The organism is Bartonella sp. AP11XZML, from assembly GCF_042196445.1.
Classification (GTDB): domain Bacteria; phylum Pseudomonadota; class Alphaproteobacteria; order Rhizobiales; family Rhizobiaceae; genus Bartonella.
This window is the reverse complement of record NZ_JBHIQF010000013.1, coordinates 14561-41492: the sequence shown is the minus strand read 5'-3', so window position 1 is coordinate 41492 and position 26932 is coordinate 14561. Positions and strand designations below refer to the sequence as shown.

Genomic DNA, 26932 nt, shown 5'->3' with positions numbered 1-26932 from the left:
GAGGTCTTCCCATGATCAACGTGACCAATCGTACCAATATTAACATGCGGTTTTGTTCGTTCAAACTTGCTCTTCGCCATTTGAGCTCTCCATTTTCCGTCCAAGCCAAGGACTAAGTTAAAAATTAATTACCAACCTGAAATTACGCGTATTTCTTTTGAATCTCCAAAGCAACAGCTGAAGGCACAGGCTCGTAATGATCAAACTGCATTGTATACTGCGCACGCCCCTGACTCATAGAGCGAAGAGTATTCACATAACCAAACATATTTGCCAAAGGAACCATTGCATTCACAACCGTTGCAATGCCGCGCGCTTCAGTTCCTGAAATCTGTCCCCGACGAGAATTGAGATCACCAATAACATCACCAACATAATCATCTGGTGTAACAACTTCCACCTTCATGATCGGTTCAAGAAGCTGTGCACCAGCCTTCTTTGCCCCATCACGAAAAGCCGCACGAGCAGCAATCTCAAAAGCCAAAACCGAAGAATCAACATCGTGATAGCCACCATCAATGAGAGTCGCTTTTACACCAAGCATAGGAAAGCCCGCAAGAGGACCTGACCCCATAACACTCTCAATCCCTTTTTGGACACCGGGAATATATTCTTTAGGAACAGCACCACCAACAATCTTTGACTCAAAAATAAAGTCATCACCATCATGAGGCTCAAAAACAATTTTCACACGAGCAAATTGACCTGCACCACCCGATTGTTTCTTATGCGTATAATCAATTTCCGCCATTTTAGTAATTGACTCACGATAAGCAACTTGAGGCTGCCCAACATTTGCTTCAACCTTAAACTCACGCCGCATACGGTCAACAATAATATCAAGATGAAGCTCACCCATTCCAGCTATAATAGTCTGACCAGATTCCTCATCCGATTTAACACGGAATGAAGGATCTTCGGCCGCTAGACGGTTAAGAGCAATACCCATTTTTTCTTGATCTGCTTTTGTTTTCGGCTCAATTGCAATCTCAATAACAGGCTCTGGAAATTCCATTCTCTCCAAAATAACAGGCTTCAAGGGATCACAAAGAGTATCCCCTGTTGTCGTCTCCTTAAGTCCTGCAAGAGCAACAATATCACCAGCAAAAGCTTCTTCAATATCCTCACGAGAATTTGAATGCATTTGAAGCATACGCCCCAAACGCTCTTTCTTCTTTTTCACAGTATTCTCAAGAGAAATACCTTTCTGAACTTTACCTGAGTAAATACGACAAAACGTCAATGAACCAACAAAAGGATCATTCATAATTTTAAAAGCAAGCATAGATAACGGAGCATCATCAGAAGATTCGCGTATCGTCTCAGCCTCAGTCTTTACATCAATACCCTTAATCGCCGGAATATCAACTGGAGAAGGAAGATAGGAAACAACAGCATCCAAAAGTGGCTGCACCCCCTTGTTTTTAAAAGCCGTACCACAAAGAACCGGATGAAACTGAACTTCTACTGTCCCCCTACGAATGAGAGAAACAAGCTGCTCGTTGGTTGGCATAACACCTTCCAAATAAGCCTCTGTCGCAGCTTCATCAACCTCCACAGCCATCTCAATCAATTTCTCGCGATATTCTTCAGCTTTTTCCTTTAAATCAGAGGGAATTTCACTTATTACCGCCGAGGAACCAATAGAACCATCCCACTTTAAAGCCTTCATTTCTACAAGATCAACAACACCTTCAAAGTCATTTTCAGCACCAATCGGCAACTGCAAAACAAGCGCTTTAGCACCTAACCGAGAACCAACCATCTCCACACTACGATAGAAGTCAGCTCCTATTTTGTCCATTTTATTAACAAAAACCATACGAGGCACGCGATACTTCTCAGCTTGCCGCCAAACAGTTTCCGTCTGAGGCTCCACACCAGCATTTGCATCCAACAAGGCTATTGCACCATCAAGAACACGCAAAGAGCGTTCAACTTCAATCGTAAAATCAACGTGCCCTGGCGTATCAATAATATTAAAGCGACGCTTCCGACCGTCTTGCCCTTCCCAAAATGTCGTTGTCGCAGCAGACGTAATCGTAATACCGCGCTCCTGCTCCTGCTCCATCCAATCCATTGTAGAAGCACCATCATGGGTCTCGCCAATTTTATGATTCTTACCGGTATAGAACAGAATACGTTCAGTCATCGTAGTCTTACCAGCATCAATATGCGCCATAATACCAAAATTACGATAATCTTCAATTTTATATTCGCGAGCCATTATATTTGCCTTAGTTTAAAACTTCTACCAGCGATAGTGAGAAAAAGCACGATTAGCTTCAGCCATACGATGAACATCTTCACGCTTTTTCACGGCAGAACCACGATTATTAGCCGCATCCATCAATTCACCAGATAAACGCTCAATCATCGTCGTTTCATTTCGACCTCGTGCCGCCGCAATCAACCAACGAATAGCAAGAGCCTGACGACGATCAGGACGAACATCAATCGGAACTTGATAAGTAGCACCACCAACACGACGTGAACGAACCTCAATGTGAGGAGCAACATTCTCTAAAGCTCGATGAAATAGAGCCACAGGATCTGTTTTTACTCTTTTTTCCACAGAATCGAGCGCACCATAAACAATACGCTCTGCAACTGATTTTTTACCATCAAACATAATGGCATTCATAAATTTCATAATAACCAAATCACCAAATTTTGGATCTGGATTAATCTCACGCTTTTCTGCTCTATGACGACGGGACATTGGCTTTGTCTCTCAATATTATTTTGGACGCTTTGCGCCATACTTTGAACGACGCTGTTTACGATTCTTGACACCTTGCGTATCAAGCAAACCACGAATAATGTGATAACGAACTCCTGGCAAATCTTTCACACGACCACCACGAATCATTACAACAGAGTGCTCTTGAAGATTATGTCCCTCTCCAGGAATATAACCAATCACCTCAAATCCATTCGTCAAGCGAATTTTAGCAACTTTACGAAGAGCAGAATTAGGTTTCTTCGGTGTTGTTGTATAAACACGCGTACAAACACCACGCTTCTGCGGATTCGACTGCAGAGCAGGAACCTTATTACGTTTAACTGGCGCCACACGCGGCTTGCGAATCAACTGGTTTACGGTAGGCATGCAACCTTCCTCTTTTCGATCTACATTCGTCTCACCCAATCGGGCTTTTCTATTTTCATTTCTATCCACCCCAACAAAATCGGAGCAGATATCTAAGTCTACACACAAAATCGGGCACACCTGTAAAAAACAGTTTACCCGACCATAAGCAGAGAAGGCAATAGCCTTTTGCACTAGCATTTGCTTTTAATCTTCTTAACACCTGTGAATAATTTTCCGGCTCATATCCAAAACACCTAATTACATCCACATCGGTTATGTTCATTTCTAATAGCGAGAACACGTACATTCGTCAAGGACTAAACAGCAGAAAGTTTTTAAAAATGAAAATAAATTAAATTTTAAAGCTTTAAATTTGCTTTTACCGCTACTCTTGATAAATTAATTTACCATAGTAATATCCCCTATAAACAAAAAAACAGCGATCTGACTGTAGTAAAACATAGCAGTAAACTGTAGTAAAACATAGCAGTAAATTGAATTGCATATTTGATATCTAATGATGAGCACCATGAAAATAGCAACGTGGAATATTGCTGGAATAAAAGCGCGACATGAAACATTATGTCAATGGTTGCAGCAAAGCCAACCGGACATAGTCTGTTTACAGGAAATTAAAAGTATTGATGAAAATTTTCCACGCGATACAATTGAAAATTTAGGTTACCATATAGAAACACACGGACAAAAAAGTTTTAATGGCGTTGCGATTCTCTCTAAAAAAACACCAGATGAAGTGATCCGTCGATTACCAGGCAATGATAATGATAAACAAACACGTTACATTGAAGCTGTTTATTCAACAAACAAAGGTGTTGTTCGTGTTGCATCTCTCTATTTGCCAAATGGGAATCCTATTGAGAGTGAAAAATATTCCTATAAGATAGAATGGATGGAAAGATTATATACACATGCAAAATCATTGCTTGAGTATGAAGAACCTCTTATTCTAGCAGGTGATTATAATGTCATCCCCACTCCATTAGATGCAAAAAAACCTCAAGAATGGTATCAAGATGCCTTATTTCTTCAAGAAACAAGAAAAGCATTCCAACGTATTCTTCATTTAGGTTTTTATGATGCTATCCGGAATGTCACCGATACTCCCTCCTTCAGTTTTTGGGATTTTCAGGCAGGTGCTTGGCCTAAGAATAATGGGATTCGCATTGATCATTTATTATTATCACCAGAAGCTGTTGATCAACTAATTTGCGCTCATAGCCAAACAGAAGTAAGGGGATATCAAAAACCATCCGACCACGTTCCTGTTTGGATTCACCTTAATATAAATTAAGAAAGTAAAATCCTCATTTCATGAGACAACAAAAAAATTCCACTCAAAATAATAACTATGCTACAGCATATAAACAGTATATCTTAAGCAAATAAAATAAAAATAAATGAATGGAGGACATAAATGAAGAAATCATTATTAATGCTTATTGCAGCAACGGCCATTGGATTCCCAAGTTTCGCGCATGCTGAACATGATACTCTTGAAAAAATAAAACGAACAGGGGAAATTACTTTAGGTGTCCGTGAATCATCTGGTTTAGCCTACGCCCTTGGTAATAATAAATATGTAGGTTTTCATACAGAAATGGCAGAACGGATCATTGATGATATCTCAAAAAAAATTGGTAAACCAATTAAAATTCATTATCTTCCCATCACTTCTCAAAATAGAATTCCTCTCTTAAAAAATAAAACCTATGATTTTGAGTGCGGCTCAACAACACATGATATTGCCCGCAGTAAAGAAGCAGCATTTGCTTATACGACATACATTGAAGAGGTTCGGATTGCTGTAAAGAAAAACTCTAACATTAAATCTCTTGAGGATTTAAATGGAAAAACAGTTGCAACGACCACCGGTACAACATCTGTTCAACTTATTCGTAAAAATAAACGTGCAAAAAACATTCAGTTTAAAGTTTTAAAGGGGAAAGATCACGGAGATAGTTTTTTATTATTAGAATCTGGTAAGGCAGATGCTTTTGTCATGGACGCTTCAATTCTTGCTGGACATATTGCTAAATCAAAGAATCCATCTGATTATGTCATTCTTGATACTGTACTTTCAGTCGAACCTATTGCCTGTATGCTCAGATTAAATGACAAAAAATTTGAACAAACAATCAACGATAGTATCGTACGTCAGATTAAAGATGAATCACTGGAAAAGCTTTATAATAAGTGGTTTATGAAACCGATCCCACCTGCTAACACTGTTATGAACCTTCCCTTGTCAAAACAAACAAGATATGCTTGGGATCACCCAAATAATAAGCCTCGAGAAAGCTACGCAGAAAAAGATTTATAGAATTTAATAAAGAAGAACCACACTCTTTTGAAATTGAGTGTGGTTTATATTTTAATTCACTTTTTAATAAATCTGGACTATGTAGATGCGCGTGGTTTATTGTCCTATTTGTGAATGACTAATTTGAGGGAATATCAATTAATGGACTTTTCTTTCCTTTGTAGAGATGACCTTACTCAAACATTGGTAACAGGATGCTTGGGAACTCCCGGCGTAAGTCATACCTATTTAGATACACTTCTCGATGGCTTAAAAAATACAATTATATTGTCTATCACTTCACTTATATTAGCTGTATTGTGTGGTGTTATTATAGGAACAATGCGCACTTTACCCAAAACATCCATAATCAATTATATATTTCGCACTATTGGTACTATTTGGGTAGAGATTATGCGTAATATTCCCCTCCTTGTACAAGTGTTTTTGTGGTATTTTGTTGTTCCGAAGATTTATCCACCAGCGATGAAATTTTCCCCCATTCTCTTAATAACATGCGCATTGGGATTCTTTACATCTGCACGCATTGCTGAACAGGTTCGTTCAGGTATTGAAGCGATTCCTTCTGGACAACGCTATGCTGCTATGGCAATGGGATTTACAACTTATCAAAGTTATCGCTATATTATACTACCACGTGCTATACGTGCAATTATGCCACCTCTTACTTCAGAAGCAATGGGCATTGTGAAAAATTCGTCTATAGCATTCGCCGTTTCAATAAATGAGCTCATGCAATTTCAATACCAAGCAATTGAAGAGGTAAGCCATGTTTACGAAAATTATTTACTTGTTACGATCCTTTATATTCTAATAGCCTTATTCGTATTCATTGTGATGACAGTCATTGAACAAATACTCAAAATTCCTAATTTTCAAATAAAGGGAAATTGAATATGATGAATTTCATAAGCTCTCAGTTTGGATTTTATTCTCCTTTCAATTTTTCCGACTTTGATTTTTCCTTTTTTACCTTTGATGTATTTCGTTCTTACATTTTATCAGGTTTACTCTTTAGCGTTTTTCTAACTCTTTTTGCAACGGTGTTGGGGTTTGTTTTCGGTACGCTTTTAGCAATGATGCGCCTTTCTTCCATAAAACTTCTTTCTTGGTTTGCAATCAGTTACATAACAGCTATGCGTTCAATACCACTTGTGATGGTTATCTTATGGTTTTTCGTGCTTCTGCCTTTTTTAACCGGTATATCCATTGGTGCAAATAAATCAGCACTCATTACCTTTACCGCATTTGAAACGGCTTATTTTGCTGAGATTATGCGTGCTGGAATCAATTCAGTTCCGCAAGGACAAAAATATGCAGGACAAGCTCTTGGAATGACATATTGGCAAAGTATGTACATTGTCATTCTTCCTCAAGCCTTTAGAGATATGCTTCCAGTCTTTTTAACACAAGTTATTATCCTTTTTCAGGATACAACCCTTGTTTATGCCATCAGTGGTCATAGCCTTTTGAATGGTTTTGATATTGCTGCTAATAATTTTGGTGTAAAGCAAGAAGCTTATATCTTAGCAGCTATTTTCTATTTTGTTATCTGTTTTACACTGTCACAAATAGTTTTGTATTTACAAAAAAAAGTATCCATTATTCGCTAACAGGAAAAAAAATGTCTACTCATATGATCGAAATAAAAAATGTTTCTAATTGGTATGGCGAAATTAAAGTCCTTAAAAACTGTACAACCAACATTAATAAAGGAGAAGTCGTTGTCGTTTGTGGTCCATCAGGCTCAGGAAAGTCAACACTCATTAAAACTATTAACGCTCTCGTCCCTTTTCAAAAAGGTGAAATTTGGATTAATGGAATACCTGTTCATTCAAAAAAAACGAATCTGCCTAAATTGCGAAGTCAGGTAGGAATGGTGTTTCAACACTTCGAGCTTTTCCCCCATTTATCTGTCACAGAAAATTTGACAATTGCACAAATCAAAGTCCTAAAACGAAGCAAAAAAGAAGCACTTGAACGTGGATTGTTATATCTTGAACGCGTTGGCCTCATTGAACACAAAGATAAATATCCTGGTCAACTTTCTGGAGGGCAACAACAACGTGTTGCTATTGCACGTGCCTTAACTATGGATCCACTTGTCATGCTTTTTGATGAACCAACATCTGCTCTAGATCCTGAAATGGTAGGTGAAGTACTCGATGTCATGATTAGCTTAGCAGAAGAAGGTATGACGATGATTTGTGTAACCCATGAAATGGGATTTGCGCAAAAAGTCTCTGAGCGTGTTATTTTCATAGATCAAGGAACAATTCTTGAAGACTGTTCATCTAAAGAGTTTTTTTCTGATCCGCAAGCAAGAAAACCGAGAACGCAAGAATTTTTGTCTAAAATCCTAAGTCATTAGCCATTAGATTATCAAAAAAAAGCTATCTTTACTATGAACGTGTATACAAGAAAACAGAGTTTAATATAAGATGAGAGAATGTAAAAATATTACAATCAGATGTTTAAAAACTGTTATTCTTTAAAATCTCAGCAACCAGTGAAATTGCTGTACGTCTCTCAGATTCATTACAAAGAGCAAAAGCCTGTTCTTGCAAAGGATGAATCCAATTTTTGTCTTTTACGTTAGCTTTTTCATAGGCAGCAGTTAACATTGCTGCCCCACGGACAATTTTTCCTTCTTGAAGCAGTATATTTCCAAGCATTGCTTGGGCAGAAGGATTTCCTTTTTTTGCTGAAAGTTGAAACCATCGTGCTGCTTGTATAAGATTCTTCTCCCTTCCCTCTCCCTTTAAAAATATTTTTCCTAAATGATACTGAACTTTAGGATTTCCATAGTTTACCGCAGCCTGCATATAAAGATGAGCAGCATAAGAAGGATCAGGTTTCACAGGTGATTGAGGAATACTTTTTTTTATATATCTCGCAAGTTTAACCAATGCATCAGAAACATAACTTTCATCCTCTGAACCAAGATCAGCACCTTTTTCAACAATATATGCAAAAAAATTATATGCCTTATAATCATTTTTAGGGACACCATCACCGTTTGCATAGATAGAGCCAAGTTTCCAATTCGCACCAATATGGCCTCTCTTAGCTGCACAACGTAATGCTGCAATAGCCTGATTTATATGCCCATTTTTATAAGCAGACATGCCACGTTTAAAAAAATAAAACGAACCATCATTCGCTTCTTGCAAGCTATTGACATCTATTACATAAACAGTCGAAAAGAATCCCCCTAAAATCACAACAATCGTGACTTTTTTCCATATCTGAAACCTATTAACCATTTCCCCCCTATCTCAATTTTAATGATTATATCTGTTACAAATTTCTTTGTAGATATTTAAACTCTTTTTCTTAGTAAGAAGCATACGCGATTTTAAAGTAAAAATTTTAAAAGAAAAGACAAATAGATAAAAATCATCCAAAATGTTCGATAAAATTAAGTATCCATTTTTATATACAACAAATTGATTTTTAAATATAAATCATCATTCTATATTTTATAACACATCCTTTAACATTCTAAGCTTTATCGATCTTAAAATTTTATACGTATGAGTAAAAATCGTTCAATAAAATAACGTACATTAAACAGCAACTTGAGAATGAAGAGAATACATGATGAATGGTAAGCGTTTAAATATAAAAAACAATACGAAAGATGGATAAATATAATGATGATAGTTAACTTATAACTTCACGACTGCCTTACCACCTTAAAGATGAAGTTTTTTGTCTCCGTCAATCTATAAACAATACAAGCTTTTTGTTTAACGGATTGCACCTGACATCATTTCACATGGGGTTACTTCATACTTTACACACAAGTTCTACCTCAGAATACTCACCACTACATACAAAAAAATACCACATGTGTAATTTTACATGCCTTATATTGCTACTCTAAATGATGATATTTTACAGAAATAAAACAATGTTTTGATTTATAATGATAATTTACCTTTTTGCATATTGAATGAGGACCTCGAATATCGTAAGATTCTCTCATTCCAAACCTGTTCCATGTTAAATTAATCAAAACCATCCGCTTGCACATTACAAGCAGAGAGAGCTATGTGGATAAAAACTCTGTGTAAGAAAGAACTAAAAATGCCTCTTACGAACGGTTTGAGCTAAGGGTTGTCCGGATATTGGACAGAATGTGCCCCCAGCGCTTGTTACTTCACAAGCATAAAGAAGGGAAGCTCAATAGATTTACCGTTATACCATTCATGATCTACGTCGTGGAATAGGCTTGGATGCCTTAAAAGATGTCTCTTTAATGATAAACATAAAACAATGGATTTCAGTAGAGATTTTATGATCGTTCATGAAAAACTAACAAAAGAAAAAGTTTCCTTTTAAAGAAGATCTATACTAGCCCTACTGGTATGCAATTATCTATCAAAAAAATAAAAAGTTGAAATCAATCTAACCGCTCTAAAGCAACAAATATTTTTTTCTGCGCTGCACGCAGTTCTACAACCCTGTTCCGCTCACGCTCAACAATTTCTGCTTTTGCATTTGCTATAAATTTGGGATTGTTTAACTTAAGCGATATTTTTTCAATATCTTGTTCAATTTTACTGACATCCTTCCTCAAACGAACACGTTCAGCCTCCAAATCAATCAACTGTCCTAATGGTAAACAAAAAACAGCCTCTCCCAAAATCATTTGTGCTGATATTTCCGGAACTTTATCAGAGAAATCAATAACTTCAATACGCGCTAATTTTTTTAGAAGTGCATCATAACGCTTCACACGCTCTCGCGTTACTTCCCCTCCTTCAACAACAACAAGAGGTGCTTGTGTCGCCACTGGAATATTCATTTCAAAACGTACAGACCGAATCCCTGTGACGACATCAATAAGCCAATTAATATCATCAGCAGCTTCTTCATCTATCAATGTTTCCTCTGGCCATTTTGTCAATGCGAGCATATCCTCACGCTTGATGGCTTGCGTTTCTGTAAGAGACCACAACTCTTCCGTCATATAAGGCATAAAAGGATGAAGAAGTTTATAAACTTCATCTAAAACCCAAGCAGTACAAGCTTGAGCCTCATTTTTAGCATCTTCATTTTCCCCCTGAAAAATAGGTTTGAGAAGCTCCAAATACCAATCACATAATGTATTCCAAATGAAACGGTAAAGAGTGGCAGCTGACTCATTAAATTTATAGTGTTCAATACCAGTCGTAACTGCTGAAATTGTTTTAGATAACTCTGTTAAAATCCAACGATTAAGCGCCAGTTTTGCTTGTTCTGGTTTAAAAGCTGGATCATGCTTCACACCACTCATCTGTGCAAATCGGGTAGCATTCCACAATTTCGTAGCAAAATTACGATAACCAGCAATACGGGAAACATCAAGTTTTACATCACGACCTTGTGCTGCCATAATAGCTAAAGTAAATCGAAGTGCATCAGCACTATATTGATCAATAAGCTCTAAGGGATCAATAATATTTCCCTTTGATTTTGACATCTTTGCGCCCTTTTGATCCCGCACAAGAGCATGCACATAAACCGTTGGGAAAGGAACGTCACCTATAAAGTGAAGTCCCATCATCATCATACGAGCAACCCAGAAAAAAATAATATCAAATCCTGTCACAGATAAAGATGTTGGGTAAAAAGTAGATAATTCAGTCGTTTTATTTGGCCATCCTAATGTTGAAAAAGGCCAAAGAGCTGATGAAAACCAAGTATCTAAAACATCCGGATCACGGATTAATTCAACAACTTCACCATAATGAGCAAAAGCTGAATCTAAAGCCTCTTTTTCACTTTTTTCAACAAAAACCGTTCCATCAGGACCATACCAAGCAGGAATCTGATGTCCCCACCATAATTGGCGAGAAATGCACCAAGGTTGAATATTTTGCATCCAATTGAAGTAAGTCTTTTTCCAGTTACCGGGAACAAACTGCGTTTTTCCTTGTTGAACAGCCTCTATCGCTGGCTTTGCTAATTCAGCAGCATGAACATACCATTGATCTGTCAAAAAAGGCTCAATAGGGACACCACTGCGATCTCCATGAGGAACCATATGGGTATGATCATCAACAGAAGCTAAATATCCCTGTTCTTCCATCAAAGAAATAATCTTCTGGCGAGCAACAAAACGATCAGATTTATCGAGATTTTCTACTAACACTTTTAATTCATCTGATAAAATCAAACCATCGAAAAATGCTTCATTTTCACGAAGAAAAATTTCGGCTTTTTGGGTAAAAATATTGATCAAGCGTAAATGATTACGCTGTCCTACTTCAAAGTCATTAAAGTCATGAGCTGGTGTGATTTTTACAGCACCACTTCCAGCCTCAGGATCAGCATGACTATCACCCACAATTAATAACCTACGACCAACAAGCGGCAAAAGAGCATTTTTACCGATAAGATTTTTATAACGCTCATCTTCAGGATTAACAGCAATTCCTGTATCACCAAGCATTGTTTCTGGTCGTGTTGTCGCCACTGTTATAAAAGTTGTAGCATCATTTGGATCAAAAGTTTTACCTTCAAGTGGATATCTAAAGTGCCACAAATGTCCTTGAACTTCTTTTTGCTCAACTTCAAGATCTGAAATAGCTGTTAACAATTTAGGATCCCAATTGACGAGGCGCTTATCCCTATATATCAACCCTTGCTTATAAAGCGTGACAAAGACTTCACGAACCGCCTGCGACAACCCCTCATCCATTGTGAACCGCTCACGCGACCAATCACATGAAACCCCAAGGCGACGCAACTGGTTTGCAATAACGCCTCCAGTTTCATAACGCCATTCCCAAATACGCTCAATAAACTTTTCTCTCCCCATTTCTTGACGCGTTGGCTCTTGGCGTTCTGCAAGTTGACGCTCCACAACCATTTGTGTAGCAATCCCAGCATGATCCATACCAGGCTGCCACAACACATTTCTGCCACGCATCCGTTGAAATCTAACTATTATATCTTGAATTGTTGTATTGAGCGCATGCCCCATATGAAGTGAGCCTGTAACATTAGGAGGTGGAAGCATAACGCAAAAAGGTTCTGCATCGCTTTTAGAACCAGCTCCCGCTTTAAAAGCCCCACGAGTCTCCCATCTCTTTGCAACTCGTTGCTCTATAGAGGAAGCATCATAGTTTTTTTCTAACATTCTATCCATCCATAACGCCGCTGAAAAACACAATATATGATCAAAACCTGATCAGAATCTCGTGAATCTCAGTCATTCACTAGAGAGCTCGCAAAATCGCAAACAAAATCCCCATAAAATGAAAAACATAAAAATAATTAAGACGATTTTTTAATCGCCTTCACAATCTCTTCACGCAAAATATCTTCCAGCAAAATAGGCAATTTAGACTGTAACCATTCTTCTATAGCAGGACGCAACACATCCTTTGCAATCTTTTCTGCAGAAGAAATACAATATGCAGACAATTCCACATGACCATCCCTTCCTGCGTCTGACTGTGATTTCCTTATCTCATCTTCATATTCTTTTGCTTTATAAACAGAATTCCGTTCTTCAGAAGAAAGCTTCATCTTTTGCATATCCATACCAACTGTATTATTTTCTGCCTCTATATCCTCTTTCTCTTGCGTTATCTTCCCTCCTTGATTTTCAGAAGAAAGACCAATACGATCAGCTAAAGCTTTCATAGCATCATCAACCGATAAGGTTGTATCATAAATACCCTCGGATGCCACTTCTGAAGCATTCACTGCAACATCTTCATTTAAAAAGTGATCAGATTGAACCGCATTTTCTTCGATTATTTCACGAATAGATGTTAAAATTTCATCCATACTTGGCTCACGTAACACGCTTGAACTCTGTACCATACTTTACAACCTCTCAAAGACGCAACAACAAATAGAATCATATTTTCAGTGTATGCAAAAGAATTATAAGATCAACATGCCTCCCACGATATTTTCAAATATGCTTGTCATAAAGAGGGCGCTACACACAGTTTTCTACACTTTATAAAGATAATATCTCGCCGCAATATTTTTTAACATATTCAACTGTTGATTTACTAATCTTTTAAAAACTAAAATAATTTAAGATTAAAGAGATACTTTTATGTATTATCGGATATATTTAATTGTTTTTAAACCTAAATAACTTGCAGTCAATTTACCAATAGAAGATTGAACACTATAGCTCGCCACAACAGCATTACGCTCTGCCATTGCAAGCGCAATCTGAGCATTAATCAATAGAGTACGAGAATTTAAAACATCCAGCGTCGTTGCTTGCCCTACGCGATTTTCTTGAACACGACCTTTCAGAGCAATTTCAGCAGCACGAACACTTTCACGGTAAGCAACAACAGATGAGCGTGCGCCCTCCAACTGAAACCAAGCAGAAGTAAGTGCTTGTCGCGTATTACTATGCGCCAAATCGAGTTGAAGCTGCGCCTGTCCAAGCTGTTCCCTTGATTGGCGAATTTGCGCAGACGTACGCCCTCCTTCAAAGATTGGGACACTTACTGACAACCCTATCGATTTAGAAACGCCATCTTCTCCAATCCCGCTGTAGATTCGATTATAAGATGCAGTTGCAGAAAAATCAACTTTAGGGAGCAATGCCCCTTCTTTCGCCTTTACATTATAAACACTCGCATCGACTAAATATTTAGCATAAAGGATTGCTGGATGCATCACAACGCTCATTTGGTAAGCCATATCAAGGTTGACGGGAAAATCTTTGGCTAGAGGTGGGCGTTTTAACTTTTCAGGATCAGAACCAATAACTTGTCGATACACTGCCTCTGCTGCTTTTACATCAGAACGAGCAAGACTCAGCTCTGAAACCGCCACGGAACGTGCAGCTTGAGCTTGAGCAAGATCAACATGCCCTCCTTCACCCACATCAAATTTTGCTTTATTTGAACGAACTTGTTCCTCAAGAGCTGCCAAATTTTCTCTCCGAAGATCGGCAACACGACGTGCGTGATAGACATTAGCATAAGCGGTCACCGCCTCCAGAAACGTATTTTGTTCAACATTACGAAGATATTCACGCTGGGCCTGCAACTTAACTTGAGCTGAAGAAAAGATATTTTGCGTGATAAAACCATCAAATAATCTTTGATTTAATCTCACTCCTATAGATCCAGAAGTGACATAAGGACCTGTAAAAGACTTATTGCGCCCATAGTTCCCAACCCCCTCAACTTGTGGCAATAGCCCCGATCGCGCAATGACAACATCATCACTGGATATACGCACAGCTGCACGTTCACTATTCAACTTAGCATTATATTTATAAGCCTTAGAAAAGGCATCCATCAATGTTTCAGCACAAACAGTCTCTGATAGTAAAACACTCAACACCAGCAATAAACACGCCTGAAACTTCTTGTTTACTCTAAACATAATACACACAATAACAAACCCCAAATAAATTACAAAATTATCTTTTATTCACAAAACAAACAAGCACTAAAACACAAAACCAGGTGTTTTGAAAAAACAAGGAAGAGGCTTTACAGCGAGATTAAAAGCACGACGAGCCGAGATGATCCCATCTTCTTTTATATAGATTTGTGCAACAGCAGCATTTCCATACCCTTCAACCACCACAAGACGTCCACAGTCTTTCATTTGATCAAAGATACCTTGAGGAATAAAATCAACAGATCCCTCAATGAAAATCACGTCATAAGGTCCCTCAACAGCATATCCTTGCTCTAATGGACCATGAACGACAACCACATTATCACATTGATTACGTTCTAAAGCTTCAAGAGCACATTCAAAGAGAGATTTATTACTTTCCAGCGCAATCACAGACCCTGCAAGTTTTGCAAGCAACGCTGCACAATAACCACTATTTGCACCAATATCTAAAACAACATCTGATGATTTTAAAGCGGCAAGCTGTAGTAATTTCGCTAGAGATGCAGGTTTCATCAAATAGCGTGCAGGAACCCCATCTTGCTCTGGACATAGAACAATATCGGTATCAAGATAACTTAACACTTTCATATCTTCCGATACAAAATCTTCACGAGACACCGTTAAAAAAGCTTCAAGAACTGATAAATCCGTTACATCGACTGTACGAATTTGATTGTCAACCATTTTGCGACGAAGCTCAGCAAAATCTGCAACCATAACGAATATTTTCTCCTAACCTACAAAAAACAAACAAAACAGCGATAATAAGGGATAAAGATCTCTTAAACTATGGGCGTTACAAAAAAGGATGCTACAGTCAACAATTAGATTTTAACTGTATAATCTCTCATACAAAAGTGTCTTCACAAGAATAGAGGGAAATAATCTATTTTCCTATACCTCATCTCCCTTAAAAGCCGTTTCGTTTAAAATCGGCTGGAGGCCTCGCCCGGAATCGAACCGGGATACAAGGATTTGCAGTCCTCTGCGTAACCATTCCGCCACGAGGCCTCGTCAACAAACATAAAGGTTTCAATAAGGGAAGGCAACGCATCCGTCAAGGTATAGAAATCTTCTCTCGCCTTTTTTCCTCTTATTACACAATTTATCATATTTTTTTAAAAAAAGTAATTTTATCCTTTGCAAATCAGTATTGCTTTGCTATAGCCTTTTCAATGAGATGATTGGGCACCGTTCCCCGGTAGCTCAGCGGTAGAGCAACCGGCTGTTAACCGGTTGGTCGCTGGTTCGAATCCGGCCCGGGGAGCCACTTTTCTTTTATTCCACGTAGTTTATTGTTTTTTCTAAAGTTTTTAGACATGAGGGATTCGTTAATAAAAGTAATGGAATAGGATTTTTGCAATAAAGTAGAAACGCAATATCCTCCGTGTAGCTTGCCAGCAGGTTTTGTATAATTTGCCACTAGGTTTTGTACCAATTTATTTTTTCTCAAAGAGTTTTAAAGATNCTCTTTAACGCATTTTTCTGCTCCTATTTTTCCAGATCACTAAAGCGTGTAAAATCGGATTGAAAGGCAAGGGGAACGATTCCTGTCGGACCATGGCGTTGTTTTGCTATAATAACCTCGGCTTTACCCTTGGCTTGCTCCATTGCCTCTTGCCACTTGCTATACTCAGCAGTGCCTTCTTTGGGTTCTTCATTTTTGAGATAGTATTCTTCACGATAAACAAACAGAACAATGTCGGCATCTTGCTCGATTGAACCAGATTCACGTAAATCGGATAATTGTGGACGTTTATCTGTTCTATTTTCAACTTGACGCGAAAGTTGAGAGAGAGCAATGATGGGAATATTGAGTTCTTTTGCAAGTGCTTTTAATCCGGTGGTAATGGCTGTAATTTCTTGAACGCGATTTTCTAATGAACGCTTTGAACCACTTGTCATGAGTTGGATATAATCAATAATCAAGACATCTAGACCATGTTGTCGTTTCAGACGCCTTGCACGGGCGGACAATTGTGCAAGGGATACACCACCCGTTTGATCAATATAAAGAGGGATTGTTTGTAAGGAACGCATTGCGTGAATAATTTTTGCAAATTGCTCTTCTGAGATATTACCACGGCGCATATCAGAAGAAGAAACCTTTATTTGCTCTGAGATAATACGAGTTGCAAGCTGTTCAGTTGACATCTCAAGTGAGAAGAAACCTACAATGCCCCCTTCATTGGCTTGGCTGTTATCATGACGCTTGCAAGCATTGGCAATATTAAAAGCAATATTAGTCGCCAGAGAGGTTTTCCCCATAGCAGGGCGCCCCGCAAGGATAATTAAATCAGATGCTTGTAACCCTCCCATTTTCTCATCAAGGGTTTTGATATGGGTAGCTATCCCTGAAAGCCTTTATAAGAGGACACTGCAATTATTTGCACATTATAAATTACGATTTCTTTCATCAGAGATGAATTATTAAGCTCCATCAGCAATGAATCGGTCTCATATATTTTTTTCCAAAGAAAGAATGATTTGTACTCAATAAAGGAATTAAACTTAAAAACCTGCTCATGAAGCAATCATTTTGAAAAATGAAAGAAACAACAATCAAGGTCATATATTATCTCCATACACCCCACATAACCTCCTCCCCATCCTAAAAGCAAAAAAACATAAAACAAGTCTGTAAACACTCCGACGTCTTATCTAACAGGTTATTTCTCCTGCTAACCACTTCAACGCTTTACAAACAACCTTGCCTTGTTCACCACACTGTCATAAAACATTTAATACATAAAATCTTATAGATTTTATATCCCCCAAATACTTTATATCCCCCAAATAATAGTTTTACAGTAAAAACCAAGATAACGAGCTAAATTGTTAAGAATCCTGAGAAAGCCTTCAGAAATCATGATATTCTCGCTATTGTATTATGCAGTCACATGCTTTTTTAAAGAGATATCTCTTAAATCCGCCAAGACTCTTTCACAATGACACCCGTAAATGGTATAAAATGAAATCGATTGGTCAGCCCCATCTTTATTTATAATAAAAGCCATACCATCGTACTATTTTCCAACTCTCAATCTCAGCAATCCCCCATTGCCTTGGAAAGAGTTTATAAAAATTATTTTATTTATTTTTCAAATGATTATCTATATGACAACTTCACACATTACGTGCAAGCGAATACTTTTGATTGATCCGCATAAATAACTTAAAAATGAAAAAAATACGATATAATGAATTATTAAATTATAAAACAATGCGTTATTATTAGACATCAATTTTTAAAATTAAAAGTTATCATTAAAGATAAAACACATCCTTTATAAAAATAGTTTTATATAAATAAAATCTACTTTTATTCCCATTAAAAAAATAGGAATAAAGCAAATAAATAATTTCCTCTACAATAAAGATTTTTAATAAATCCAAAAAGTTAGAAGTTTTCATTTCTAAAAAATGAAAACCTCTAAAGGATCTTCTTACTTTGACAAGAGTATTTTATAGCTCTTTTCAATTGAGAATAAATCAACAAAAGTAAAAAATCTCCAGTACATGATCTTTTTTCAAGACTTTATCTAAGCAGCCCTCTTAACTGATTTTCGAAAACGAAGAGGCTTTGCACGCTTTACTACTGTTTTTGCTTTTTTATGCCTCTCATTTTGAGGTGAAGAATTCTTCCGCTGCAACTGTGCGGTATCATCTTTTCGACCTAAAAACTGTTTTTGACGTTTAGATTTTTTAAAACGGCGTTCCTTATCGTTTTCTTTTTCTTTACTTTCTCGTACAATTGGCTTTTCTGGAAACGCTGCAAATTGTTCTGGAACAGCCTCAGCCACCAATTTCATACGAATCAAGCGCTCTATAGCACGCAAGCGGGACCTTTCTACCTTCTCATCAAAAAGCGTAAGTGCTACACCAGATGCACCATTACGTCCTGTACGACCAATACGATGTACATAACTTTCAGCTTCATCTGGTAAGTCGTAATTAATAACGTGGCTTATCCCTGGTATATCAATACCGCGTGCAGCAATATCTGTTGCCACTAGGATCTGCACAGATCTTTCACGAAAAGCTTTTAAAGCAGACTGGCGAGCACCTTGTGATTTATTTCCATGAATTGTTGCGACTAAATATCCTACCTTTTCTAAACTACGTGTGACAGCATCTGCCCCATGTTTCGTTCGAGTAAAAACAATAACCGAATCAAAAGCTGGATTTGTCAAAAGTTGACTTAAAACATTCTTTTTTTCATTCGTAGGAACACAATATAATTTTTGGCAAATCTCTACAGCCGTAGTACCTTGAGGAACAACTTCAATTTTAACCGGATCATTGAGTAAACATTTTGCAAGCACAGCAATTTCCCTCGGCATTGTTGCAGAAAAGAGTGCTGTCTGACGCTCTTGATGCAAAAGCTTTGCAATTTGCTTAACATCATGAATAAAACCCATATCCAACATACGATCTGCTTCATCCAAAATCAAAAAACGAGATTGGGAAAGATCAACACACTTTTCACGAACAAGATCTCTCAAACGCCCTGGAGTCGCTATCAAAACATCCACACCTGCTTCCATACGTTTAATTTGTTTTAAACGTGATACGCCCCCAAAAATAAGACATGTTGAAAGATGTGCTCCTTTCGCCGTAGTGCGAATCGTTTCATCAATCTGCACAGCAAGTTCACGCGTTGGAGCTAAAATCAAAGCGCGTGCAGTTTTAGGGCAGCGTTTATCACCCAAAGCCAAAATCTGACTTAAAATAGGTAAACCAAATGCCAAGGTTTTTCCAGAGCCTGTCTGAGCAACACCTAAAATATCGTGTCCTTTCAACATCACTGGAATAGCTTGTTCTTGTATAGGTTTAGGTTTACTCATCCCAGCAATGAGTAAATTTTTAATCAAAAGAGTAGGTAAACCTAACTTTGTAAAAACATTTTCTTCTTTTATAGGCAAAATAAAATCTTTCCTTAGCTGAAGAACTCAAAAGAAGTAACCATCTGAACTCTCCACTCAAGAATCCGCGCAAGAGAAATCCCTGACATTTTAAATGAAGCAACGCCTAAAAAGCGGCTTGCGCAACTTATGAACACCTTGAAATCAAGATAAAGGCGTATAAACTTCACTTTACAAAAAGCCAACAAACCAGCCTAAATGCCTTCACCTCTATTATCTTTGGATTATGATAAAAAAGCAAGAACTTTACGAAATACATTTATCATGAATAAAACAATATTTAGATCGTTTACTTTTTGATGATTGTGTCCATCGGTAAATGTACCTTGATAAAATCAGGATAAATCTCGAGAAAAACTGGATTTTGTAAAGTTTTTTGACCGCCATAAATTAAATACCATTGGTTTTTATCAAAAATCGCCAAAGTTTTATATTGAATGATGCGATCTTTCATCTCAAGAACTGTTGGAATTAAAGCATACAAAGTACCGTTATCAGTTTGTAAATACTCTATATTTTCTTTATCTAAATAATAAGCACCAGAAGGCAACCCCTCAAATTTCTTATGCAACTGTTGAAGAAAATCACTACGTAAAGCACTCTCTGTTGTATTCAATCGATGTGCCATCTCTTTATAAAGCCGCTCAGGCATATAACGAGAAATAGGCATAAAATCCCCATTTTTTATAGCATTATTGACATCAACAACGACTCTTGAAAGTTCATCTTTTTGTACTATTGTTGGCTGAGATGCTAAACTCTGTTGATTAACAATCAAAAAGAAAAATAGACTCAGCACCGAATAAAAAATAGGTTTCATCATTATACTTCTTGTTTTAGTAAAATTTCAGTTTCTCAAATAACAAAATCAAATAACGTTTGATCATCAGTAATATCACGATAACGCCAACCTAACGCTTGAAATTTTTCCTCTAAAAGACGAAAATTACCGTATTTTTTTGTTTCAATCGCAACCAATACAGAACCAAAGTTTCTCGCTGACTTTTTAAGATATTCAAAACGTACGATATCATCATCTGGTGATAATGTGGAAAGAAAATGACGCAATGCACCAGGATGTTGCGGAAAACTAAAAATAAAATATTTTCTCAACCCTTGGAAACGTAAAGAACGCTCTTTAATTTCTGGCAAACGCTCAAAATCAAAATTACCTCCTGAAATAACGAGAAGAATTTTTTTCCCCTTTAACTCTTGAGGAGGAATACTGTTAAGCGCATCAATCGATAAAGCACCAGCCGGTTCCAGAACCACACCTTCAACATTAAGCATTTCAACCATCGTAGAACAAACGCGGTTTTCAGGAACCGTAATGACAGAATCAGGGGGAAATTGCTTTAGAATTGTATAGTTTAGAGCACCAATTTCAGCCACAGCAGCACCATCTACAAAAGTGTCAATGCTTTCAAGCTTGACGCGTTTTCCACTCTCCAAACAAGCAAGCAAACTTGCAGCTCTTTGTGGCTCAACAAAACGAAGCTTTGTTTTCCAACCATATTCATGTAAAAACTTGCTCACTCCACTTGCCAAACCACCACCCCCTACCGGCACAATCATCAAATCTGGCTCACTTTCTCCATTGAGTTTTTTCCATTGTAAAGCAGCTTCACAAAGCACTGTTGCCTGCCCTGTAATAATGCGAATATCATCGAAAGGTGGAGCCATTACACCACCGCTCTCTACAACAAAGGATTGCGCAGCTTCATAACATTGATCAAATGTTTCACCAACCAAACGAATATCAATGAATTCTTTACCAAAAATACGTGTTTTTTCAATTTTTTGTTGTGGCGTTGTCATAGGCATGAAAATCACGCCTTTACGTTTAAAATAACGACAAACAAAAGAAACCCCTTGCGCGTGATTCCCCGCTGAAGCACAAACAAATGCAGAATCTGGTGATATACAGCTAAGCATTTCTGAAACAAAATTGAAAGCACCACGAATCTTATAAGACCGCACCGGTGTTAAATCTTCACGCTTTAAATAAATTTCTGCATCATACTTTTGACTAAGAAAATCATTTCTTTGAAGTGGTGTTTCAGCAAACACGTGATGCAATCCCACCATAGCTTTTGTGACGTCTTGAATAAATTGACTCATAACACTAATCATTTCATACTTTATTTACATTATAAAAGCTTTTTCTATCGATAAAGGAAACTATTGTCAGTCAAAATTTCACTAAAAAATGAAAAATGTTTCTTTTGTCATTAATTCTTGATTCAATAAAAGATATAGCTTATGAGAGAACTCACATCGCGGACGTGATGAAAACGGTAAACATAGCAGACTTAAAATCTGCCGGTCGAAGACCTTGCGGGTTCAAGTCCCGCCGTCCGCACCAGATTATCTTAATCTCTCTTATTTTCCAATGATTTATTAAAAATCAAAAAAAATTAAAGCACCTTCTAAACCACCTTTCGTAACTTTATTATAACGCTATAAGACGGCACCGCGGTGGTACTAAAATACGAATCATTGCTGCTTTTTGAGGTACCTTTTTAGCACTTTGACCTCCTCCTCGTCTTTATAGGATGGAGAGGCAATCAATATTGCTAATTTGGGATTGGCTTATACTCTTCATGACTCTTGTAAAACGACGCAAAAGCTCAGAAAAGAGATAGATGCAAAAGACAAAATAATAGATAAAGAAGCTGAAATAATACGTGCACAAAAAGATGTGATTCAAAAACAAGAAGAGTTAATTCGAAAATCAACTGCTTCTAAGATTATTTTTCCTCGAATGGCAGTAAAAAATTGGCCCAAAAGTAGTTTCAAGTACTTTCTCACGACCATTTTTTCAAGACAAGCAATCACAACACGCTCTGTCATAGCGCACATATAAATACGCAACAGCCTTCATGGGGGAAGATGATTATCAATACACAAACCGTTCTCTGCCTTGATCTAGATCTAAGACAGGCTGGGCGATTTCTCGTGTAGACAGCAGTATAACAAGTGGCACTTGTCAATTTTGAATTTTTTCGTTTTAAAGGCGATAGTATGCGCTATTTGCGTTTTCAGCAATGGCTTACAAAAATGAAGATCACAACAGATAAAGTCAATGCCTCACAAGAAGAGATGATTAAGACGGTGTGTGCAAAAGAATACAATCCAAAAGATGACAACGAAGCAAATGCTTTAGCAATTTTATATTTAGTTAAAGAAGGGAATGCGCATGTCTAATGCAATGCCATGGATAAGATTCCTTTTGAATGACTGGAACAGTGAGATAGATGGAATGACATGAGAACAAAGGGGCATTTATATAACGCTTTTCATTCGCATGTATGACAAAAAAGCACCAATTAAAACAGATTTTGAAATGCTTGCCCGCGCTTGCAATTGCTCGCAAAAAAGTTTGTAACTATTGTCGAATATCTCATGAAGAATGATAAACATATTGAGAAAGATAATGGTTTGTCGAATACGCGCGTTGAAGAAGAGCTAAAAGATTTTACTGATAAAAAAGTGCACATATCGCAAATTCATAGTGAGGCTGGAAAAAAGGTGTACAATAAAAAACGCTATAAAAAACATTTTAATGATTTTTCTGAAGCAAACGCTAAGCAAAATCAAGCTATAAAGAACCAGAATAAGAATATATATAAACTAAAACTATCATTTTAGCAAAAAACTGCTTCTGAAAATTTAGAAACAAACGAACAGGTTGACGAACCAACATAGGTTGCTGCTGTTGAGACCACATCAGAGCAAATCGAAACGGGTGTAGAAAACCAACCTTCCATTCACGAGCAAGAGAACATTACGAAAAAAGCTAAACGGGTTAGAAATGACAGTGGCTGTCGTACCCCTGATGATTTCGAACCTGTTTATGATTTCGCAATCGAAGAGGGATTGCCTCCAGAGCGTGTCAAAGCCGAAATGGCAAAATTTCGAGATTATTGGAAAGCTAGAACAGGCAAAGATGCACGCAAAACGGATTGGAAAGCAATGTGGCGCAACTGGGTGCAAAAAGCTATCGAGGATTTAGAGAACGGAAAAAACTATGGAAAATCACTCTTAAAGGCAAAAAAGTGTAGATGAACGCATCTCAGACAGCATCCTTGATATCGGGCCTCGAGGTCACTTTGAAACACATTCACGAGATGATAGCTCCGGAGTTTCCTTTAGTTTTGAAAAGTGGCAAGCATTGACACAACAGCAGGAAGCGATTGCCTTAGAAGCGTGTGATCAACTTCACGAATTGTTTTCAATAAAAGTGAGTAAAGAGGACATAGCCAAGGCAATTCGGATGCTTTCGTGTGGTTTAAAAAATTTCGCAACAGACAGATCATGAAGGTATAGCGCTTACCTATGGAATGTTTTTGGAAAGTGTTTCTGCGTGGTCACTCATAAAAACGGTTAAACGGGGATTTTATGCGATGAGGTAGAAGATTTATCGGATACGTTTTTTCCAAGCACTCGTGAGTTAGTAAGATTATGTCGTGATTTGGAAAATAGTCTTTTGACAAAAGCCAATCTTGTACGCAAGGCTGTTTTGAACACCCGTGAAAAAAGGCTGAAAGAAAAGGCAATGAGAGAGAATTCAAGACCACTCACGTTGGTTGAAAAGCAAGTGAAAAACATTGCAGGTTAGCAAACTAGTGAAAATTGCTGATCGTTTTGTGATTGGATGTGCATTTAAATCGACAAAATGGCACCGTACAGAGTGATTTAAAGATTTTATGATAAAAAACCTATCATATAAAACGCTCTGTACGGTCAAATTTGAGGCAAATAGACAAATTTGTAAAATTAGGATTAAAGTATGTTCATTTTAAAACATCTATTCTTAAAAAACCGTAAACAACCCATGCGAAAGAGGTTTGTTGCAACGGCAGTGGGTATGCCCCATGGGGGATGGGACAGAGGAGTATTTTTACAACCTCTACGAATACGAAGACGGCACAAGAGAGTGTGAAAAGTTTGATGGTGGTCAGTATTACAAAACACCTAAGAATGCGGATTTTAGTACCAAAGCGCAAGTAAAAGCATGGGTTTACGGTGGTGATATTCCGAAAAGCATTCTCAATTACGAACCTCTTATAGACGAGATCAACAGAGAGATAAAAAAATTATCGAAAACCGCAAGAAATAAATATGTTTACAGATAAGCAGCTAAGAGCCTTGTTTGGTATTATAACTTTTATATTTTTATGTTTTTCAGAAATTAAAAAAATATTGACTTTATTCAGAGTATATTGCGTATTGCTCTAAATGCGCTTCTTAAACATTTACACAAAAGCATAAAAAGCTATTGAATCATGGGCTTTATGTTATATTTTTATCTAATATTAGAGAGGGCGTTTTATGCACAACAAAATTACGTAAAGTTGGAGGATCCGTTATGCTCTCTATACCGCCTGCATTGTTTGATGTTCTTCATCTTACTGAAAATATGCAAGTGGGTTTGGCTATTGATAATGGACAATTGGTTGTGAAATCACAAATATCGCAAAATTACACTCTTGAAGAATTGTTAGCCGAATGTAATCCTTCGGACGATTTTGCGGATAAAGATGTAGAGTGGTTTGATGCTAAGCTTATTGGCAGAGAGCTCTTGTAATGAAGCGGGGTAAAATTTGGTTTGTATCGCTTGACCCAACCTCTGTCTATGAGAAAAAGGAACGCGTCCTGTACTGATTGTGTCACCGGAGGCGTTTAATCGTTTAACAAAAACACCCATTGTTTTGCCCATTACGAGTGGAGGAAATTTTGCTAGAATAGCAGGCTTTGCTGTTTCATTGGTGGGAACAGGGCTGCATACAACAGGTGTGATACGCTGTGACCAACCGCGTGCTTTAGATATAGTAGCGCGTAATGGAAAAAGAATGGAAACTATTCCATATATAATTATGGATGAAGTCTTAGCAAGGTTATCAACATTTCTTACTTGAATTTTTTCTACACTTTTAAATGTTTAAAAACACCAACTTTAGGTAAAAAGTAAAAAAGCATAAGATCATGATTTTTTTCTGCTGACAATCAGCTAATCAATTTTTCACAGAATAAAAATCAATAATTGACTAATGATGTCATTAATTATGACTCAAAAGGAGCAATGATGAAAACTGTCATCACTACGTCAATGTGTGTTGTTGGAGACAATAAAAGCGCTGTTCGCTTTGAACCATTACCCCCCAATAATCCATTTGTTGAAGTTTCTAATCAGGTCTACGCACGTCTCAAGCGCGCCAATGCTCAAAACCTTTTGTTGATATTCAAACAAAAATAAAACCCGACAAGACAATTGAACACATTAAGCAAGTAGAAAAAGAACCCAACCAAATATCATCTGAAACAGTAACAGAGGAAACCTTACTCGAAAAACCAAAAGCATCTAAGGTCTCTCAATCATCAACACCTACTCTTAAAAAGGCTTAGACGTTGAAGTTAATCATCTACCCAAAATGGTATCTTCAACAGGTGAAGGATACCTTCACCAGTCTTCAAGCACCACGCCTTAATTGGGCTGTGCGTAATGCTCTAAACACCGCAGCAAAACAGTCGAACGCTTTACTGAAAAGCAAATTGCCGATGTTACATCTGCCCAATCAAAGCATGTTAAGCAAGGTATTTATATTAAAGAAAAGGCTACAGCAAAGCTTCTCGAGACAGATATCATTGGTTCTGGAACACCGATACCTCTTAAATTTTTTCAAGCAAGAGAAACAAAACGCGGCGTAACTTACAAAATGTTTGGGAAACAAGAAATCTTACCCCATGGTTTTATCAAGGGAGGCAGTTTTCCAAAGCGTGTTGAATTGAAAATGGGAGGGAATGTGTTTCAAAGAGTAAATGGGGATAAATTTCCCATTGCAAAACGAGAAGGACCATCAATTGCTAAAGTTATGTCAAAGCCAGAGATTGCAAGTGCTATTGCACAATATGCCAATGAAAGATTAACCGAAAACACACAGAGACAACTTAAACGTCAAGAATACGCTGCTAATAAGAAAGGCTAGATCATGTTCTCAAGCTTTATCTATATCTTACATATCCTTATGAGTTTAAGCATTACATATTCTTATTGCAATTTTAAAAAAAGATCATCATTTATGCTTTGTTTTTTCAAAAAAAACGTAATAAAATCAATGTAGAAGGTACTTCCCAGCGGGTTGGCTTCGTTGCGGGGCAGGCGAGCGCAAACTATCGCTA

21 protein-coding genes, 3 tRNA genes and 7 pseudogenes are annotated in these 26932 nt (G+C 37.4%); 17 read left to right on the top strand and 14 right to left on the bottom strand.

Features of this window, described 5'->3' with window-relative positions; translation table 11 throughout:
• The 4 genes and pseudogenes from ACFIMG_RS00935 to rpsL form a co-directional block, all read right to left on the bottom strand.
• Window positions 1–80, bottom strand: a pseudogene (locus tag ACFIMG_RS00935) (elongation factor Tu); the annotation flags it as partial.
• A gap of 62 nt (window positions 81–142) precedes the next feature.
• A complete protein-coding gene (fusA, locus tag ACFIMG_RS00930; RefSeq protein ID WP_375678921.1) occupies window positions 143–2227 on the bottom strand; it encodes an elongation factor G in 2085 nt (694 codons plus the stop codon).
• 24 nt (window positions 2228–2251) lie between these two features.
• The gene (rpsG, locus tag ACFIMG_RS00925) at window positions 2252–2722 is read right to left on the bottom strand and encodes a 30S ribosomal protein S7 (RefSeq protein ID WP_015856589.1); all 471 of its coding nucleotides are present in this window, start codon (window positions 2720–2722) and stop codon (window positions 2252–2254) included.
• An 18-nt stretch (window positions 2723–2740) separates the two neighbouring features.
• The gene (gene rpsL / locus ACFIMG_RS00920) at window positions 2741–3112 is read right to left on the bottom strand and encodes a 30S ribosomal protein S12 (RefSeq protein ID WP_005773262.1); all 372 of its coding nucleotides are present in this window, start codon (window positions 3110–3112) and stop codon (window positions 2741–2743) included.
• Window positions 3113–3623: 511 nt separating this feature from the next.
• Between rpsL and xth the strand changes: the two genes are divergently transcribed.
• From xth to ACFIMG_RS00895, 5 genes are all read left to right on the top strand, one after another.
• Window positions 3624–4406: an exodeoxyribonuclease III gene (gene xth / locus ACFIMG_RS00915; RefSeq protein ID WP_375678920.1), complete on the top strand. Its 783-nt coding sequence runs from the start codon at window positions 3624–3626 to the stop codon at window positions 4404–4406.
• Window positions 4407–4529: 123 nt separating this feature from the next.
• On the top strand, window positions 4530–5435 hold the full coding sequence (locus ACFIMG_RS00910) for a transporter substrate-binding domain-containing protein (RefSeq protein WP_375678919.1): 906 nt from the start codon (window positions 4530–4532) through the stop codon (window positions 5433–5435).
• Window positions 5436–5576: 141 nt separating this feature from the next.
• Window positions 5577–6329 (top strand): amino acid ABC transporter permease, encoded by a 753-nt coding sequence (locus ACFIMG_RS00905; protein WP_375678918.1) that lies wholly within the window; start codon window positions 5577–5579, stop codon window positions 6327–6329.
• Between the two features lie 2 nt (window positions 6330–6331).
• Window positions 6332–7048, top strand: coding sequence for an amino acid ABC transporter permease (locus ACFIMG_RS00900; RefSeq protein WP_375607440.1), 717 nt, complete (start codon window positions 6332–6334; stop codon window positions 7046–7048).
• 11 nt (window positions 7049–7059) lie between these two features.
• The gene (locus tag ACFIMG_RS00895; RefSeq protein ID WP_273791447.1) at window positions 7060–7806 is read left to right on the top strand and encodes an amino acid ABC transporter ATP-binding protein; all 747 of its coding nucleotides are present in this window, start codon (window positions 7060–7062) and stop codon (window positions 7804–7806) included.
• Between the two features lie 103 nt (window positions 7807–7909).
• Here the strand turns inward: ACFIMG_RS00895 and ACFIMG_RS00890 are convergent, their stop codons facing one another.
• The 6 genes from ACFIMG_RS00890 to ACFIMG_RS00865 all read right to left on the bottom strand — a co-directional run bounded on the left by ACFIMG_RS00890 (window position 7910) and on the right by ACFIMG_RS00865 (window position 15836).
• A complete protein-coding gene (locus ACFIMG_RS00890; RefSeq protein ID WP_375678917.1) occupies window positions 7910–8701 on the bottom strand; it encodes a tetratricopeptide repeat protein in 792 nt (263 codons plus the stop codon).
• 1142 nt (window positions 8702–9843) lie between these two features.
• Window positions 9844–12567: a valine--tRNA ligase gene (locus ACFIMG_RS00885; RefSeq protein WP_375678916.1), complete on the bottom strand. Its 2724-nt coding sequence runs from the start codon at window positions 12565–12567 to the stop codon at window positions 9844–9846.
• Between the two features lie 137 nt (window positions 12568–12704).
• Window positions 12705–13259 carry a DUF2497 domain-containing protein gene (locus ACFIMG_RS00880; protein WP_375678915.1) on the bottom strand — a complete coding sequence of 185 codons (555 nt, stop codon included), beginning with the start codon at window positions 13257–13259 and terminating at the stop codon, window positions 12705–12707.
• Between the two features lie 249 nt (window positions 13260–13508).
• Window positions 13509–14801, bottom strand: a complete 1293-nt coding sequence (locus ACFIMG_RS00875) for a TolC family outer membrane protein (protein WP_375678913.1) — start codon at window positions 14799–14801, stop codon at window positions 13509–13511.
• 66 nt (window positions 14802–14867) lie between these two features.
• Entirely contained in the window at window positions 14868–15542 is a 675-nt protein-coding gene (locus tag ACFIMG_RS00870) for a protein-L-isoaspartate O-methyltransferase (RefSeq protein ID WP_375678912.1), read from the bottom strand.
• Window positions 15543–15762: 220 nt separating this feature from the next.
• Window positions 15763–15836: transfer RNA gene (locus ACFIMG_RS00865), tRNA-Cys, on the bottom strand.
• Between the two features lie 184 nt (window positions 15837–16020).
• Here ACFIMG_RS00865 and ACFIMG_RS00860 point away from each other — a divergent pair.
• Window positions 16021–16095, top strand: a tRNA-Asn gene (locus ACFIMG_RS00860).
• A 221-nt stretch (window positions 16096–16316) separates the two neighbouring features.
• Here the strand turns inward: ACFIMG_RS00860 and dnaB are convergent.
• The 4 genes and pseudogenes from dnaB to ilvA form a co-directional block, all read right to left on the bottom strand.
• Window positions 16317–17189, bottom strand: a pseudogene (dnaB, locus tag ACFIMG_RS00855) (replicative DNA helicase); the annotation flags it as partial.
• 1178 nt (window positions 17190–18367) lie between these two features.
• Window positions 18368–19750, bottom strand: a complete 1383-nt coding sequence (locus ACFIMG_RS00850) for a DEAD/DEAH box helicase (protein ID WP_375678910.1) — start codon at window positions 19748–19750, stop codon at window positions 18368–18370.
• Window positions 19751–20039: 289 nt separating this feature from the next.
• On the bottom strand, window positions 20040–20570 hold the full coding sequence (locus ACFIMG_RS00845) for a hypothetical protein (protein WP_375607472.1): 531 nt from the start codon (window positions 20568–20570) through the stop codon (window positions 20040–20042).
• Window positions 20571–20605: 35 nt separating this feature from the next.
• Complete coding sequence (ilvA, locus tag ACFIMG_RS00840; RefSeq protein WP_375678909.1) at window positions 20606–21883, bottom strand: threonine ammonia-lyase IlvA; 1278 nt, start codon at window positions 21881–21883, stop codon at window positions 20606–20608.
• A gap of 146 nt (window positions 21884–22029) precedes the next feature.
• Here ilvA and ACFIMG_RS00835 point away from each other — a divergent pair.
• The 11 genes and pseudogenes from ACFIMG_RS00835 to ACFIMG_RS00785 all read left to right on the top strand — a co-directional run bounded on the left by ACFIMG_RS00835 (window position 22030) and on the right by ACFIMG_RS00785 (window position 26739).
• Window positions 22030–22115 (top strand) — tRNA-Leu (locus tag ACFIMG_RS00835).
• Between the two features lie 222 nt (window positions 22116–22337).
• On the top strand, window positions 22338–22616 hold the full coding sequence (locus tag ACFIMG_RS00830) for a hypothetical protein (protein WP_375640989.1): 279 nt from the start codon (window positions 22338–22340) through the stop codon (window positions 22614–22616).
• Between the two features lie 26 nt (window positions 22617–22642).
• Window positions 22643–22957, top strand: a pseudogene (locus ACFIMG_RS00825) (hypothetical protein).
• A gap of 198 nt (window positions 22958–23155) precedes the next feature.
• The gene (locus ACFIMG_RS00820) at window positions 23156–23401 is read left to right on the top strand and encodes a hypothetical protein (protein WP_375678908.1); all 246 of its coding nucleotides are present in this window, start codon (window positions 23156–23158) and stop codon (window positions 23399–23401) included.
• Between the two features lie 228 nt (window positions 23402–23629).
• Window positions 23630–23818, top strand: a complete 189-nt coding sequence (locus ACFIMG_RS00815) for a hypothetical protein (protein WP_375678907.1) — start codon at window positions 23630–23632, stop codon at window positions 23816–23818.
• A 421-nt stretch (window positions 23819–24239) separates the two neighbouring features.
• A complete protein-coding gene (locus ACFIMG_RS00810) occupies window positions 24240–24371 on the top strand; it encodes a hypothetical protein (protein WP_375678102.1) in 132 nt (43 codons plus the stop codon).
• 171 nt (window positions 24372–24542) lie between these two features.
• Window positions 24543–24888 (top strand): annotated as a pseudogene (locus ACFIMG_RS00805) (hypothetical protein).
• Between the two features lie 233 nt (window positions 24889–25121).
• Window positions 25122–25340, top strand: coding sequence for an antitoxin (locus tag ACFIMG_RS00800; protein WP_375678906.1), 219 nt, complete (start codon window positions 25122–25124; stop codon window positions 25338–25340).
• A pseudogene (locus ACFIMG_RS00795) lies at window positions 25340–25671 on the top strand (type II toxin-antitoxin system PemK/MazF family toxin). Before ACFIMG_RS00800 ends, ACFIMG_RS00795 begins: the two are co-directional and overlap by 1 nt.
• Before the next feature lie 167 nt (window positions 25672–25838).
• Window positions 25839–26158 (top strand): annotated as a pseudogene (locus tag ACFIMG_RS00790) (hypothetical protein).
• A gap of 3 nt (window positions 26159–26161) precedes the next feature.
• Window positions 26162–26739: pseudogene (locus ACFIMG_RS00785) on the top strand (hypothetical protein).
• Window positions 26740–26932: the final 193 nt, after the last annotated feature.

What these genes read in the sequence shown, in the direction of transcription:
- ilvA (WP_375678909.1), bottom strand. Translation starts at nt 21,883, where the DNA reads ATGATTAGTGTTATGAGTCAATTTATTCAAGACGTCACAAAAGCTATG.
- ACFIMG_RS00905 (WP_375678918.1), top strand. Translation starts at nt 5,577, where the DNA reads ATGGACTTTTCTTTCCTTTGTAGAGATGACCTTACTCAAACATTGGTA.
- fusA (WP_375678921.1), bottom strand. Translation starts at nt 2,227, where the DNA reads ATGGCTCGCGAATATAAAATTGAAGATTATCGTAATTTTGGTATTATG.
- rpsG (WP_015856589.1), bottom strand. Translation starts at nt 2,722, where the DNA reads ATGTCCCGTCGTCATAGAGCAGAAAAGCGTGAGATTAATCCAGATCCA.
- ACFIMG_RS00900 (WP_375607440.1), top strand. Translation starts at nt 6,332, where the DNA reads ATGATGAATTTCATAAGCTCTCAGTTTGGATTTTATTCTCCTTTCAAT.
- ACFIMG_RS00845 (WP_375607472.1), bottom strand. Translation starts at nt 20,570, where the DNA reads ATGAAACCTATTTTTTATTCGGTGCTGAGTCTATTTTTCTTTTTGATT.
- ACFIMG_RS00880 (WP_375678915.1), bottom strand. Translation starts at nt 13,259, where the DNA reads ATGGTACAGAGTTCAAGCGTGTTACGTGAGCCAAGTATGGATGAAATT.
- ACFIMG_RS00890 (WP_375678917.1), bottom strand. Translation starts at nt 8,701, where the DNA reads ATGGTTAATAGGTTTCAGATATGGAAAAAAGTCACGATTGTTGTGATT.
- ACFIMG_RS00895 (WP_273791447.1), top strand. Translation starts at nt 7,060, where the DNA reads ATGTCTACTCATATGATCGAAATAAAAAATGTTTCTAATTGGTATGGC.
- ACFIMG_RS00800 (WP_375678906.1), top strand. Translation starts at nt 25,122, where the DNA reads ATGCTCTCTATACCGCCTGCATTGTTTGATGTTCTTCATCTTACTGAA.
- ACFIMG_RS00820 (WP_375678908.1), top strand. Translation starts at nt 23,156, where the DNA reads ATGAAGAATGATAAACATATTGAGAAAGATAATGGTTTGTCGAATACG.
- ACFIMG_RS00870 (WP_375678912.1), bottom strand. Translation starts at nt 15,542, where the DNA reads ATGGTTGCAGATTTTGCTGAGCTTCGTCGCAAAATGGTTGACAATCAA.
- ACFIMG_RS00875 (WP_375678913.1), bottom strand. Translation starts at nt 14,801, where the DNA reads ATGTTTAGAGTAAACAAGAAGTTTCAGGCGTGTTTATTGCTGGTGTTG.
- ACFIMG_RS00910 (WP_375678919.1), top strand. Translation starts at nt 4,530, where the DNA reads ATGAAGAAATCATTATTAATGCTTATTGCAGCAACGGCCATTGGATTC.
- rpsL (WP_005773262.1), bottom strand. Translation starts at nt 3,112, where the DNA reads ATGCCTACCGTAAACCAGTTGATTCGCAAGCCGCGTGTGGCGCCAGTT.
- xth (WP_375678920.1), top strand. Translation starts at nt 3,624, where the DNA reads ATGAAAATAGCAACGTGGAATATTGCTGGAATAAAAGCGCGACATGAA.
- ACFIMG_RS00885 (WP_375678916.1), bottom strand. Translation starts at nt 12,567, where the DNA reads ATGTTAGAAAAAAACTATGATGCTTCCTCTATAGAGCAACGAGTTGCA.